This is a genomic window from Streptomyces sp. NPDC001348 (assembly GCF_053597535.1).
In genome coordinates, this window is record NZ_JBSFIK010000028.1 from 96,452 (window position 1) to 109,497 (window position 13,046).

Sequence of the window (13,046 nt, forward strand, 5' to 3'; positions counted from 1 at the left end):
TCCGGGGTTGACGGGGTCAGCGTGTCTGCGGGAGCGGGCGGTAGACCGTCAGTGCCTCGGGCAGCTTCTCCAGCGTCACCTCGCCCGACACCTCCGTGACCTCACCGTCGTACGCCAGCGGTGTGCCGGGCTCCACCCCGGCCAGGCGCAGCCGGCCCACCTGCACCGCCGCGTGCGCCGGGGACCGGGTCAGCGGTCCCGCCGCGGCCGCGGCGAGCAGCCGCAGCGCGGGCCTGCGGCTGCCGTGCACCACGCGGACGTCCAGCAGGCCGTCCGCCAGGTCGGCACGGCGGCCGGGCGCCAGCCCCATGCGGTGGTAGATCCCGTTGCCCACGAACAGCAGCCACAGCGGGCGGGTCTCGCCGCCGACCTCGACCGCCAGCGGATGCCGGTCGGCCCGCAGCACGCGCAGCGCCCCGAGCACCCCGGCCGTCCAGCCGCCGATCCGGCCCGACCAGCGCTCCCGCTCGCGCACCAGTTCCGGGTACACACCCAGACTGAGCGTGTTCAGGAAGACGCCCTCACGGTCACGGGCGGTGAACCGGCCGACGTCCACCCGCACCCCCTCACCCCGCTCGACGGCCCCGGCGAGGTCCCGTGCGTCCTCGACCCCGATGTCGAGGGCGAAGTGGTTGAGCGTCCCGCCGGGCAGCACCGCGAGCGGCAGCTCGTGGCGCAGGGCGACCCCGGCGGCGGCGTTCACCGTTCCGTCGCCCCCGCACACCCCCAGCACCCGGGCCCGCGCCGCCGCCTTCTCCAGCTCGGTGGGCACCTCGTCCGGGGCGCACTCGACGACCTCCGCCTTCGGCAGGGCGTCGCGCAGCGCGCGCACCCGCTCCGCGGTCCCCGAGCCGGTGTTGGCGACGATCACCAGGCCGTCGCCCTCCTCCAGCGCCGGCACCTCGGCACGGGGCCGGGCCGGCGGACTGCCCTGGGCCCGGGTCGGCACCAGGCCCCGGACCGCGTACGCGGCGCCCACGCCGAGAGCGGCGCCCGCCAGCACGTCGCTGGGGAAGTGCACACCGGTGTACACCCGGGACATGGCGACGGAGAGCGCCACCGGGGCCACCACCGCACCCCAGCCCGGTGACTCCAGGGCGACACCGGCCGCGAAGGCGGCCGCCGACGCGGAGTGCCCGGAGGGGAACGACGTGGTGATCGGCTGCGACTTCAGCCGCCGCACCAGCGGCACCGGGTCCAGTGCGGGACGCGGCCGGCGCACCGAGCGCTTGCCGAGGGTGTTGATGGTCAGGGAGGCCAGGCTCAGCGAGGCCAGGCCCCGGACGGCGGCCCGGCGGGCACGCGGGGTGCGGACGGCGGCCATGGCGGCGGCCGTCGCGAACCACAGCACCCCGTGGTTGGCGCTGCGGCTCAGCCGCGGCAGCACCCGCTCGGCGCCGGGCCAGTTCCGCTCGGCGGCCACCTCGAACAGCCGGCAGTCCAGGCCGAGCAGCTTGTCGCGCAGGGCGTGCGGGCCGGGGCGGGGGACGGTGAGGTCGACGTCTGGGCTCATGTGGGTGCGGATACCCTGAAGTGCCCGTTTCTTGTCGGCGGACATGCCCCCGACGCTGTCCGACGTGGAAGGACCCCCTATGCGCCTGCTCCTCGTCCGGCACGGCCAGACCCCGTCCAACGTCGACTTCCTGCTGGACACCGCCGTGCCCGGCCCGGGGCTGACCGAGCTCGGCGAGCGGCAGGCCGCCGCACTCCCGCGGGCACTCGCGGGCGAGGACATCGAGGCCCTGTACGCGTCCACCCTCGTCCGCACCCAGCTCACGGCGGCCCCGCTGGCCGCCGCCCGCGGCCTCGAGGTGACCGTCCGGGACGGCATACGCGAGGTGTCGGCGGGCGATCTGGAGATGCTGCCCGGCGACTCGGGCCTGGGCGAGCTGTACATGCGTACGGTGTTCGCCTGGGCGGCCGGGGACACCGCGCTGCGCATGCCCGGCGGGGAGAGCGGCACCGAGGTCCTGGCCCGGTACGACGCCGTCGTCGCGGAGGCCGCGGACAGCGGCGCCGGCACCGTCGCCCTGGTCAGCCACGGCGCCGCCATCCGCATGTGGACCGCCGCCCGCGCCGGCAACGTCGACGTGGCCTTCGCCGCCGCCCGGCCCCTCGACAACACCGGCGTGGTGGCACTGGAGGGCTCCCCGGCCGACGGCTGGAAGGCGCTCACCTGGCAGGGCACGGTCGTGGCCCCGGCGGGGGAGAGCGGACCGGCAGGCCGGCCGGTCGACGCGGCCGGATAAGCGTTTGCCCCCGGTCCCGGCCGCCCCGGAGAATGCCTCCCCATGGGACACCTGGAAGCCGCGCACCTCGAGTACCACCTCCCCGACGGGAGGACCCTGCTCGGTGACGTGTCCTTCCGGGTCGGCGAAGGCGCCGTCGTCGCCCTGGTCGGCCCCAACGGCGCCGGCAAGACCACCCTGCTCCGTCTGATCGCCGGCGAGCTCAAGCCGCACGGCGGCACGGTCACCGTCAGCGGCGGCCTCGGCGTGATGCGCCAGTTCGTGGGGTCCGTACGGGACGAGACGACCGTACGGGACCTGCTCGTCTCCGTCGCACCGCCCCGCATCCGCGAGGCCGCTCGGGCCGTCGACGAGGCCGAGCACGCCGTCATGACCGTCGACGACGAGGCCGCCCAGATGGCGTACGCCCAGGCGCTCGCGGACTGGGCCGAAGCGCGCGGCTACGAGGCGGAGACACTGTGGGACATGTGCACCACGGCCGCGCTCGGCGTCCCCTACGAACGGGCGCAGTGGCGGCAGGTGCGCACCCTCTCCGGTGGCGAGCAGAAGCGACTGGTACTGGAGGCGCTGCTGCGCGGCACCGACGAGGTGCTGCTGCTGGACGAGCCGGACAACTACCTCGACGTGCCCGGCAAACGCTGGCTCGAGGAGCGCCTGCGCGAGACCCGCAAGACGGTCCTGTTCGTCTCCCACGACCGTGAACTGCTCTCCCGCGCCGCCGACAGGATCGTCTCCGTGGAGCCGGGGCCCGCCGGCGCGGACGCCTGGGTGCACGGCGGCGGCTTCGCCACCTACCACGAGGCCCGGCGGGAACGCTTCGCCCGCTTCGAGGAACTGCGCCGCCGGTGGGACGAGAAGCACGCCCAGCTGAAGAAGCTCGTGCTCAGCCTCCGCCAGGCGGCCTCCGTCAGCCACGAACTGGCCTCCCGCTACCAGGCGGCGCAGACCCGGCTGCGCAAGTTCGAGGAGGCCGGACCGCCGCCCGAGCCGCCGCGCGAACAGGACATCCGCATGCGCCTCAAGGGCGGACGCACCGGCGTACGGGCCGTCACCTGCGAAGCCCTCGAACTGACCGGCCTGATGAAACCGTTCGACCTGGAGGTCTTCTACGGCGAACGCGTAGCCGTCCTCGGCTCCAACGGCTCCGGCAAGTCGCACTTCCTGCGCCTGCTCGCCGGCGAGGACATCGCCCACACGGGGGAGTGCAGGCTCGGGGCACGGGTCGTGCCCGGGCACTTCGCCCAGACGCACGCGCATCCGGAGCTGCAAGGCCGCGCCCTGCTCGACATCCTGTGGAAGGAGCACTCCCAGGACCGCGGCGCGGCCATGTCCCGGCTGCGCCGCTACGAACTCACCCAGCAGGCCGAGCAGAGCTTCGACCGGCTCTCCGGCGGCCAGCAGGCCCGCTTCCAGATCCTGCTGCTGGAACTGGCCGGCGCCACCGCCCTGCTGCTGGACGAACCGACCGACAACCTTGACCTGGAGTCCGCCGAAGCCCTCCAGGAGGGCCTGGAGGCCTTCGACGGCACGGTCCTCGCGGTCACCCACGACCGCTGGTTCGCCCGCTCCTTCGACCGCTACCTCGTCTTCGGCAGCGACGGCCGGGTGCGAGAGACGGCCGAGCCGGTGTGGGACGAGCGAAGGGTGGAGCGGGCCCGGTAACCGCACCGGACCCGCTCCGCAGGCTCTTCTTCCTGTCACTTCCAGCGCAGCAGCGCGCCCAGTCCGCCCGCGGGAGTGTCGTCCCCGGTGCCTTCCAGCACCGGCGCCAGGGACAGCGCGGCGGCGTCCGTCACCACGGCGGAGCGCAGCAGCGCGTCGTCGGCGCGTGCCGACCAGGAGTTCTGCTCACCGAGGATCTGCAGCTCCGTCCTGCGCGCCGCCAGCTGGTCCGGGGCCTCCCCGATCCATATCTCGCGGTGCAGGTCGGGCCCGTCCGGCCGGAGCAGCAACTCCTCCAGACGGTGCTCCCGGGCGGCCTCCACCAGCGCGGGCACGCCCTCGGCGGCCCGGGCGCGGCCCTCGTCGTCCGGGGTGCGCGCGGCCCGGAAACGGTCCAGCCGCGCCGTGACGCGGGAGCGCACCCGCTCGGCGCGCACCTGCTCCACCTCGGTGTCCAGCAGCCTGCTGCCGGTGCCGTGCGCGGCCTCCACCACGCGTTCCTCGAGCCGCTTGGGCAGCCGCCCGTGCACTTCGCGCCGCTCCCGGTCGTCACCGACCAGGATCAGCAGGTCCGCCCGTGTCTCGTCCTGGCACACGGCGAGCGCGTCGGCGATCTCCGCCGCGTTGTGCTCCCAGGTGTTCTCCACCTTCAGCTGGAAGTGGCGCTCCGACCAGTCGGCGCTGTTGGTGCGGTGGATCGGATGCTGCCGGCCGACGACCGCGCCCGCCTTCTGCCGGCCCAGCGCGCTGCGCAGCTCGAAATCGGCGCCGCGCCGGTCGATGTAGGCCACGATCGCCACCGGGTCCTCACCGGCCAGGTCCAGCAGCGGGGCCACCCGCGGCAGCGGTGCCCACACCGCGAGGCTGCCCTGCGGCGGGGGCGCCGCCAGCAGCGGGTCGAGCACGACCTCGCCGGATCGCGCGAACACGGCCCTGCCGTGCGGGTCGGGGGAGTGGCGCAGCGCCTCGATCGCCTCCTCCACCGCCCGGCACGTGGCGTCGTCCGCGCCCTGCTCCTTCAGGTCCCGCGCCATCGCCTGGGCGGTCAGGTGCAGCTCGTGCGGCGTGTCCTCCGCGTGCTGGGAGGTGTCGACGTACACGGAGGCCCAGGGGCCGGACTGTTCGTACAGTGGATTGAGAAAGGCGAGATCCATTGATTCCCTCCCGGATGCCGCTCGGGGGTAGTGCGTCCGGGGCGGGTACCCGTACCGCATGAACGCACACGACGAGCGGGACATCACGATGACCGGAGTCGATCCCAGCCGCCTGGACGACCAGCAGCTCATGAAAGAGCTCGAGACGATCCACCGCACGCGCCACGACACGTTGCTGTACGGCTCCAACGACGCGCTGCGGGCCCACAACGAGCGCATGGCCCAGCTGGAGGGCGAGTACCTGCGCCGCAACCCGCGCCGACTGGTCGCCGCGGGCCGCACCCGGGAAGGGGCCAGGGAGCGCAGCTGCGCGGAGTCGGCCTCGCCCGACGGCTCCGGGACATGACGAAGCGGGGCTCCCCGGCAAGGGGAGCCCCGCGACGAGACACCGGTCTCAGCAGCGCAGCGGCGGCCGGCCCCAGTGCCGGTGACCCGCGATCGCGGCCACGAACGCCCGGACGAAGTCCGTGTGCGCGGCCCCCGGTGCGGTGTCGGTGACCACGCCCCGGTCGCTGATCATGTGGTGGAACTCCGTCGACAGCCGCAGGCCCTCCGGCTCCAGCGCCGACAGGATCCCGACCCCCGAGCCCAGCGCCCCGATCGGCTTGCCGTGCCGGTACGCGGAGCGCACGAAGCGCATGGCGTCCGGATCGCCGGTGATCGCGGGGGTGCCGGTGGGGCCGCCGGGGAGCAGGACGGCGTCGTACAGGACGGAGGCGACCGTAGGCAGTGCGCGGTCGACCGTATACGATCGCCCGTCGACCCCCGTCACCGGTTCCTCCGTCGCCGCGAGCGCCTCCACGATCGCCCCCTCGGCCGCCAGCACCTCCCGCACGGACCCCAGCTGTTCGGCGTCCACGCCGTCGGTGACCAGCACCGCGACCTGACGGGTCCGGATGGAGCCGGAACCGCGCAGTGATTCGAGGCTCAGCGCGGGCGAGACCTGCTTGACCGTCGCCGCCTGAGCGGCCGACGGCTCGGGCACCCCGACGCCGCGCGCCACCTGCGCCGCCAGATCGCCGTCCACATGGGCGAGCTGCTCGACCGTCCGCGCCCGCACGGCCCGCGCGTCGACCTTGCCCAGCTCGAACCGGAAGGCCGCCACGATGTGCTGCTTCTCCCAGTCGGCCATGCTGTGCCAGAACAGCGCGGCCTGGCTGTAGTGGTCCTGGAAGCTGGGGCTGCGGCGGCGGATCTTCGCGCCGTCCACCCGCTCGGTGTAGTGCGTGAACGCCGAACCGCCCGCCCCGGCGTGCGCCGGGCAGCCGCCGCCGAGGGAGTTCGGGGAGTAGTTCGTACCCCGGTGGACGGCGCCCTGGTGGTAGCCGTCGCGGTGGTTGTTGCGTACCGGCGCCACCGGCCGGTTCACCGGGATCTGGGTGAAGTTGGGGCCGCCCAGCCGGATCAGCTGGGTGTCCAGGTAGGAGAAGTTCCGCGCCTGCAGCAGCGGGTCGTTGGTGAAGTCGATGCCGGGCACGACGTTGGCCGTGTGGAAGGCGACCTGCTCGGTCTCCGCGAAGAAGTTCTCCGGGTTGCGGTTCAGCACCATGCGGCCGATCGGCCGTACCGGCACCTGCTCCTCCGGGATGATCTTCGTGGCGTCCAGCAGGTCGAAGTCGAACGCGAACTCGTCCTCCTCCGGCACCAGCTGCACACCCAGCTCCCACTCCGGGTACTCGCCGGCCTCGATCGCCTGCCACAGGTCCCGCCGGTTGAAGTCCGGGTCGCGGCCCTGGCACTCCTGCGCCTCGTCCCAGACCAGTGAGTGCACGCCCGGCTTCGGCGTCCAGTGGAACTTCACGAACGTCCCGCGCCCCTCGGCGTCGACGAACCGGAAGGTGTGCACGCCGAAACCCTGCATCATCCGGTAGCTGCGCGGGATCGCCCGGTCCGACATCAGCCACATGATCGCGTGCAGGGTCTCCGGCTGCAGCGACACGAAGTCCCACAGGGTGTCGTGCGCGGACGCCCCGGTGGGGATGTCGTTGTGCGGCTCGGGCTTGACGGCGTGCACGAAGTCCGGGAACTTGATGCCGTCCTGGATGAAGAAGACCGGGAAGTTGTTCCCCACCAGGTCGTAGTTGCCCTCGGACGTGTAGAACTTCGTGGCGAAGCCCCGCACGTCCCGCACCGTGTCCGCCGACCCCTTCGGGCCCTGCACGGTGGAGAACCGTACGAACACCGGCGTCCGCACGGACGGGTCCTGCAGGAACGCCGCCCGGGTGAACTCGGCGCAGGACTCGTACGGTTCGAAGAAGCCGTACGCGCCCGCACCGCGCGCGTGCACCACCCGTTCCGGGATCCGCTCATGGTCGAAGTGGGTGAGCTTCTCCCGGAAGTGGAAGTCCTCCATCAGGGTCGGCCCGCGTTCGCCGGCCGTCAGCGAGTCGTCGGTGTGGTCGACGTCCACGCCCTGGTCGGTGGTGAGCGGACCGGCCGCCGGGTCGTCGGCGTAGTGCTTCTCGCGCTGCTGCTGCTTCCGGTCGGCCGGCGTGCCCATCAACCTGCCTCTCCGGAGAACACGTGCAGGAACGCGTCGCAGAACGCCTTGAGGTCGTCCGGCTTGCGGCTGGTGATCAGCTGGTTGGAGCCGGCGTCGCAGATCTTCACCTCTTCGTCCACCCAGGTGCCGCCCGCGTTACGGATGTCCGTCCGCAGGCTCGGCCACGAGGTCAGCGTCCGGCCGCGCACGACGTCCGCCTCGACCAGCGTCCACGGGGCGTGGCAGATCGCGGCGACCGGACGACTCCGGTCGAAGAATCCCTTCACGAACGCGACGGCCTTCTCGTCCATCCTGAGGAAGTCGGGGTTGGCCACGCCGCCGGGCAGGACCAGCGCCCCGAACGAGCCGGCCGACGTCTCGCCCACCACCTCGTCCACCGGGAACGTGTCCGCTTTGTCCAGATGGTTGAAGGCCTGTATCTCCCCGGACTTGGTCGACACCAGCACGGGCTCGTGGCCGGCGTCCGCGGCCGCCTTCCACGGTTCGGTCAGCTCGACCTGCTCGACCCCCTCGGGAGCCACCAGAAACGCGATGCGCATGATGTTCAGCATCCTTTCCGTATACGCAACTGCAACGTCTATCGTTCGTCGGTCGCGCGCCACCGGGCCTCGTCGCCCCGGCCGCGCTTCTTCCTCGCCGCCCGTCGGCAGCGCAGCAGCTCCTCGCCGTACGGCAGGAGCACACACGCGCCGATGGCGGCGCCGACGGCCGCCAGGTAACCCGGCGACAACGGCCGCCGGCGCGGCACCGGCCGCCACGCGTTCGCATCGCCCCGGCCGCCGCGCAGCAACGACCGCACCTGGTCGGCGTGCAGGCACATCAGCGCGCTCAGCCCGGCGAACGGCAGCGACTCCAGAAAGCTGTGGATGTGCTGCTCGACCGGCTTCACCTCCCGGTCGCTGTCCACCGCAGTGCGCACGTCCCACAGCGCCGTCGCCTCGTGCACCGCGGTCGCCGCGAGCTGCACCGTCAGCAGCAGCGGGTTGACCTCGTAGCGCAGGGTCAGCGCCATGGGCAGGCCCACCTCGGCCATCATCAGGGAGTGGATCAGGGACTCCTTGGTCCCGGACGTGTCCTCGATACGGGTGCGCCGGTGCATCGCCCAGTCGGCCAGGCCCGGCACGAACCAGCCCCGCAGCAGCCCGTAGAGCAGATACCGGGTGGTGGCGTCACCGACGTCGACGGTGACGCCCGTGGCCGCGATCTCCGCGGCCTGGTCCCGGCTCATCAGCGGCCCACCAGCGCCTCGGCCAGCTCCTGCACCGTGCCGTACCGGTCCTCGCGCGGCAGCCGGGCCACCGCCTCGATCAGGGCGTCCGGCGCGTTCTTGCGGCGCAGGGCCCGGGCCAGGTCGGCCGGCCCCGCCGGGAACGCGCTGCGCCCGAGGTTCCGGGCCAGCTCGAACCGGACCGTCTCCAGCGTGGCACCGGAGCGTCCCGGCGCCACCGGGCCGCCCCAGACCTCGGGGTCGTCCTCGGCGGCCGGCTCCGGGTCGTGCCACTCCTCGGTGCGCGTGGGATGCCCGGACCGGAGCAGGCCCTGGAGCTCGTGCTTCATCTCGTCGTCCCGGTGGACGCTCAGCCGGTCACTGCCTCGCTGCATGTCTCCCTCCAGATCTTCGGGGTCCGCACCGCGTACCCGGCGACCGCATGCCGACACGGGATCAAGGGGGTGAAAACCCGCCGGAAATTCAGCCGGAGAGCAGCTGCGTCCACCGCCGCCCGTGCCCGCTCTAGTCCCGGTCGTGCCCCGGCAGGAACTCCTGCACCTTCGCCTTGAAGCCCTGCTTGATCATGGATCCCCGGTCGGCGTCGCCCTTGAGGATCGATGCGGCCGTCGCCTCCATCTGCTCCCAGCTGGCGTGCGGCGGAATCGGCGGGACCGCCGGGTCGGTGAGGAACTCCACCACCGCGGGCCCGTCGGCCTCCAGGGCCGCCCGCCAGCCCGCCTCCACGTCCTCGGGCTTCTCCACCCGGATCCCGGTCAGTCCCAGGGAACGGGCGAACGCGGCGTACTGCACGTCCGGCAGCTGCTGCGAAGGCAGGAAGGACGGGGAACCCTCCATCGCCCGCATCTCCCAGGTGACCTGGTTGAGGTCCTGGTTGTTCCATACGGCGAACACCAGCCGCGGATCCTGCCACCGGTCCCGGTACTTCGCCGCGGTGATCACCTCCGCCAGCCCGTTCATCTGCATCGCGCCGTCCCCGACCAGCGCGAACACCGGCCGGTCCGGGTGCGCGAACTTCGCGCCGATCGCATACGGCACCCCGGCGCCCATCGTCGCCAGCGTCCCGGACAGCGAGCCGCGCATGCCCGGCCGCATGGTGATGTGCCGCGCGTACCAGTTGGCCACCGAACCGGAGTCGGAGGTGATGATCGCGTTCTGCGGCAGCAGCGGATCCAGCGCACGGGCCACGAACTCGGGGTTGATCGGGTCGGCCGACAGGTGCGCCCGGCGCTCCATCGTCTCGTGCCAGCGCCGCACGTTCGCGCGGACCGTGTCGAACCACTCCCGGTCCTTCGGACGGCCGCCGCGGTCGGCCTCCAGCAGCGTGATCAGCCGGCGCAGGGTCGCCTTCGCGTCGCCGACGAGATTGACCTCGTACGGGTAGCGCATCCCGACCATGTGCGGATCGATGTCGATCTGCACGGCCCTGGCCTTGCCGAACTCCGGCATGAACTGCGTGTAGGGGAACGACGAGCCGACGGTCAGCAGCGTGTCGCAGTCCCGCATCAGCTCGTACGACGGACGGGTGCCCAGCAGGCCGATGGAACCGGTCACGAACGGCAGTTCGTCACTGAGTACGTCCTTGCCGAGCAGCGCCTTGGCGACACCCGCGCCGAGCAGCTCCGCGATCTCCTGCACCTCCTCGACCGCGCCGGCGGCGCCCTGGCCGATCAGGATGGCCGGCTTGTCACCGGCGTTCAGGACCTCCACCGCCTTCCGCAGCGCGTCGTCCGTCGGGGTGGCGGTCGACTCGCTCATGCCCAGGCTGGAGGGGACCATCTTGAACTCGTGCGTGGGCGCCGAGTAGTCCAGCTCCTGCACGTCACCGGGGATGATGATCGCCGTGGGGCAGCGGCGGGCGTACGCGGTGCGGATCGCCCGGTCGAGGACGTTCGGCAGCTGCTCGGGAACGGTCACCGTCTCCACGAACTCGGAGGCGACGTCCTTGAACAGCGTGTGCAGGTCGACCTCCTGCTGGTAGGAGCCGCCCATCGCGGTCCGGTGCGTCTGCCCGACGATCGCCAGGACCGGCACATGGTCCAGTTTGGCGTCGTACAGGCCGTTGAGCAGGTGGATCGCTCCCGGACCCGAGGTCGCCGCGCACACTCCGAGCCGACCGGAGAACTTCGCGTAGCCCACCGCCTGGAAGGCGGACATCTCCTCGTGCCGGGACTGGATGAACCGTGGCTGGTCGTCGGCCCGTCCCCAGGCCGCGAGCAGGCCGTTGATGCCGTCGCCGGGATAGCCGAAGACCTGCTCCACACCCCATTCGCGCAGCCGCGCGAGGATGTGGTCGGCAACCTTGGTGCTCATCGGGACAACCTCCTGGGTGGTGAGGAAGCGGATGATCCGGTCAGCGGTGTCCGGGTCACCCCAGGGGCAGTCGGAAAACCTGTGCGGCCCCCCCGTGAGCCCGCCGGGGAAGCGGGGCAAGGGGGGTGTTTGCCTCCGGGGACCGGGGGCAGGCGCACGGGAACAGTGCTTCGGACAGGAGGCACATCTCCGTGGGAGCGGCGAGTCGTCGCCACGGGGGCGCCTGTCCGGATCGGATGCGCTCTCACGGTGACCGTCGAATCCAGCACTCCAGGGGAGTTGCGACGCACCATGCCGAACCCAGCGCGCACCAAGCACCACCCCCACGACGACGCCCCCGACACCGCGGATGCCTTCCGCCGCCTCGCCGCCCTCCCGCCCGGAGCCGAGCGTGACGCCCTGCGCGACGAGATCGTCGAGGCCTGGCTGCCCATGGCCGAGCGGCTCGCCGGACGCTTCCGCAACCGCGGCGAGAACCAAGAGGATCTGCGGCAGGTGGCCTCCCTCGGCCTGGTCAAGGCCGTCGACCGGTACGACCCCGAACTCGGCAACGCCTTCGAGAGCTACGCCGTGCCCACCGTCACCGGCGAGATCAAGCGGCACTTCCGCGACCACATGTGGACCCTGCACGTGCCCCGCCGGGTCCAGGACCTGCGCAACCGGGTCCGGTTCGCCTGCCAGGACCTCTCCCAGACGATCGTGGGCCGCCGGCCCACCGTCGCGGAGATCGCCCGGCACGCGAGCATGAGCGAGGACGACGTCCGGGCCGGGCTGGAGGCACTGGAGAGCTTCACCGCGCTGTCCCTGGACGCGGAGATGCCGGGCAGCGACGACGGCTACTCGCTGAGCGACGCCCTCGGCGCTCCCGACCCCGCGCTCGACGTCGTCGTCGACCGCGAGGCCGTCAAGCTCCGGCTGGCCGCCCTCCCCGAGCGCGAGCGGGCCATCCTCTACATGCGGTTCTTCGACGACATGACCCAGAGCCGGATCGCCGAGCAGATGGGCATCTCGCAGATGCACGTCTCCCGGCTGATCAGCCGCTGCTGCGAACGGCTGCGCGAGCAGGTGATGAGGGACGTGGCCTAGCCCACCGGCAAACCCGGCCGGTCGCCGGATCACCCGATAGGCCCCCGGCTGTCCCGCCAATGGGCTTCGGCCGCGCGCGGCGCGCGGTACGGCGGGCTGTGATGGCAGAGGAGGGCGCGCGGTCCGCGCCCGTCCCAGCCGTCGCCCCGAGGAGCCGCCCCATGCGCCGCACCGCACGCGCCCTGGCCGTCGCCGCCCTGGCCGCCGCCGCGTTCGCCACCGCCCCGGAGGCGTTCGCGAAGCCCGCCGCACAGAGCGGCCCGGGCCCCGCCCGGACCGGCGGCACCGTCACCGTCTCCGCGTCCTGCGACACGGTCGGCGGCGTGACACCCGACATGGCCGGGATATCCGGCACCGCCGACGCCTCGCCCCCGGCCGCGGACGGGACGGCCACGAACGGCGCCTGCACGGCGGACCGGGGCGCGTGGGACGAGGCCGCGGGGGGATGCGCCGGGCTCCAGCCCTGCGACGGCGTCAAGGCGCCGGAACCCGCGAGCCCCGACTGCGCGGGGGAACCGGCGTGCGCGGGCGGGACGATCCCCGGCGGCCCGGACGACGGCCGGAAGACCAAGGGCGGCTCGGACGGCGGGAAGCCCGACGGCGGCTCGGGCGGAAGCGGGAAGACCGAGGACGGCTCTAGCGACATGGGGCACACTCCGGGGGGCGGGGACGGCTCGAGTGGCATGGGGGACCTTCGTGGCAGCGGAGACGGGACCGGAAAGACCGACGGCGGCTGGGACGGCAGCGGTCAGACCGGCAGCGGAGACGGGACCGGAAAGACCGACGGCGGCTGGGACGGCAGCGGTCAGACCGGCAGCGGAGACGGGACCGGAAAGACCGACGGCGGCTGG

At 72.7% G+C, this 13,046-nt stretch carries 12 protein-coding genes; 5 read left to right on the top strand and 7 right to left on the bottom strand.

The window, feature by feature from the left end; genetic code table 11:
- Positions 1-16 precede the first annotated feature (16 nt).
- Positions 17-1,513 carry a phosphatase PAP2 family protein gene (locus tag ACWC21_RS26835; protein ID WP_450885389.1) on the bottom strand — a complete coding sequence of 499 codons (1,497 nt, stop codon included), beginning with the start codon at positions 1,511-1,513 and terminating at the stop codon, positions 17-19.
- 79 nt (positions 1,514-1,592) lie between these two features.
- On the opposite strand from ACWC21_RS26835, the gene ACWC21_RS26840 reads away from it, so the two are divergent.
- A complete protein-coding gene (locus ACWC21_RS26840) occupies positions 1,593-2,249 on the top strand; it encodes a histidine phosphatase family protein (RefSeq protein WP_450885411.1) in 657 nt (218 codons plus the stop codon).
- A 42-nt stretch (positions 2,250-2,291) separates the two neighbouring features.
- Positions 2,292-3,911 (top strand): ABC-F family ATP-binding cassette domain-containing protein, encoded by a 1,620-nt coding sequence (locus ACWC21_RS26845; RefSeq protein WP_450885390.1) that lies wholly within the window; start codon positions 2,292-2,294, stop codon positions 3,909-3,911.
- A 35-nt stretch (positions 3,912-3,946) separates the two neighbouring features.
- Here the strand turns inward: ACWC21_RS26845 and ACWC21_RS26850 are convergent, their stop codons facing one another.
- Positions 3,947-5,065 carry a baeRF2 domain-containing protein gene (locus ACWC21_RS26850; protein WP_450885391.1) on the bottom strand — a complete coding sequence of 373 codons (1,119 nt, stop codon included), beginning with the start codon at positions 5,063-5,065 and terminating at the stop codon, positions 3,947-3,949.
- Positions 5,066-5,123: 58 nt separating this feature from the next.
- Between ACWC21_RS26850 and ACWC21_RS26855 the strand changes: the two genes are divergently transcribed.
- The gene (locus tag ACWC21_RS26855; protein ID WP_450885392.1) at positions 5,124-5,411 is read left to right on the top strand and encodes a DUF6158 family protein; all 288 of its coding nucleotides are present in this window, start codon (positions 5,124-5,126) and stop codon (positions 5,409-5,411) included.
- Positions 5,412-5,459: 48 nt separating this feature from the next.
- Here ACWC21_RS26855 and ACWC21_RS26860 read toward each other — a convergent pair whose 3' ends face one another.
- The 5 genes from ACWC21_RS26860 to ACWC21_RS26880 form a co-directional block, all read right to left on the bottom strand.
- Positions 5,460-7,565, bottom strand: a complete 2,106-nt coding sequence (locus ACWC21_RS26860; protein ID WP_450885393.1) for a catalase — start codon at positions 7,563-7,565, stop codon at positions 5,460-5,462.
- On the bottom strand, positions 7,565-8,107 hold the full coding sequence (locus ACWC21_RS26865) for a type 1 glutamine amidotransferase domain-containing protein (protein WP_450885394.1): 543 nt from the start codon (positions 8,105-8,107) through the stop codon (positions 7,565-7,567). Before ACWC21_RS26865 ends, ACWC21_RS26860 begins: the two co-directional genes overlap by 1 nt.
- A 38-nt stretch (positions 8,108-8,145) precedes the next feature.
- Positions 8,146-8,796: a diguanylate cyclase gene (locus tag ACWC21_RS26870; protein WP_450885395.1), complete on the bottom strand. Its 651-nt coding sequence runs from the start codon at positions 8,794-8,796 to the stop codon at positions 8,146-8,148.
- Positions 8,796-9,170, bottom strand: a complete 375-nt coding sequence (locus tag ACWC21_RS26875; protein ID WP_450885396.1) for a DUF2795 domain-containing protein — start codon at positions 9,168-9,170, stop codon at positions 8,796-8,798. Before ACWC21_RS26875 ends, ACWC21_RS26870 begins: the two co-directional genes overlap by 1 nt.
- A gap of 130 nt (positions 9,171-9,300) precedes the next feature.
- On the bottom strand, positions 9,301-11,109 hold the full coding sequence (locus ACWC21_RS26880; protein WP_450885397.1) for a thiamine pyrophosphate-requiring protein: 1,809 nt from the start codon (positions 11,107-11,109) through the stop codon (positions 9,301-9,303).
- A 291-nt stretch (positions 11,110-11,400) separates the two neighbouring features.
- Between ACWC21_RS26880 and ACWC21_RS26885 the strand changes: the two genes are divergently transcribed.
- Both ACWC21_RS26885 and ACWC21_RS26890 read left to right on the top strand, forming a co-directional pair.
- Positions 11,401-12,195, top strand: coding sequence for an RNA polymerase sigma factor SigF (locus ACWC21_RS26885; protein ID WP_450885398.1), 795 nt, complete (start codon positions 11,401-11,403; stop codon positions 12,193-12,195).
- Positions 12,196-12,356: 161 nt separating this feature from the next.
- Positions 12,357-13,046 (top strand): hypothetical protein (locus tag ACWC21_RS26890; protein WP_450885399.1); only part of this gene is annotated, 690 nt, incomplete at its 3' end.

Excerpts from the sequence above, each read along its gene's own strand:
- ACWC21_RS26885 (WP_450885398.1), top strand. The coding sequence starts at position 11,401 with ATGCCGAACCCAGCGCGCACCAAGCACCACCCCCACGACGACGCCCCC.
- ACWC21_RS26880 (WP_450885397.1), bottom strand. The coding sequence starts at position 11,109 with ATGAGCACCAAGGTTGCCGACCACATCCTCGCGCGGCTGCGCGAATGG.
- ACWC21_RS26855 (WP_450885392.1), top strand. The coding sequence starts at position 5,124 with ATGAACGCACACGACGAGCGGGACATCACGATGACCGGAGTCGATCCC.
- ACWC21_RS26865 (WP_450885394.1), bottom strand. The coding sequence starts at position 8,107 with ATGCGCATCGCGTTTCTGGTGGCTCCCGAGGGGGTCGAGCAGGTCGAG.
- ACWC21_RS26850 (WP_450885391.1), bottom strand. The coding sequence starts at position 5,065 with ATGGATCTCGCCTTTCTCAATCCACTGTACGAACAGTCCGGCCCCTGG.
- ACWC21_RS26860 (WP_450885393.1), bottom strand. The coding sequence starts at position 7,565 with ATGGGCACGCCGGCCGACCGGAAGCAGCAGCAGCGCGAGAAGCACTAC.
- ACWC21_RS26845 (WP_450885390.1), top strand. The coding sequence starts at position 2,292 with ATGGGACACCTGGAAGCCGCGCACCTCGAGTACCACCTCCCCGACGGG.
- ACWC21_RS26835 (WP_450885389.1), bottom strand. The coding sequence starts at position 1,513 with ATGAGCCCAGACGTCGACCTCACCGTCCCCCGCCCCGGCCCGCACGCC.
- ACWC21_RS26875 (WP_450885396.1), bottom strand. The coding sequence starts at position 9,170 with ATGCAGCGAGGCAGTGACCGGCTGAGCGTCCACCGGGACGACGAGATG.
- ACWC21_RS26870 (WP_450885395.1), bottom strand. The coding sequence starts at position 8,796 with ATGAGCCGGGACCAGGCCGCGGAGATCGCGGCCACGGGCGTCACCGTC.
- ACWC21_RS26840 (WP_450885411.1), top strand. The coding sequence starts at position 1,593 with ATGCGCCTGCTCCTCGTCCGGCACGGCCAGACCCCGTCCAACGTCGAC.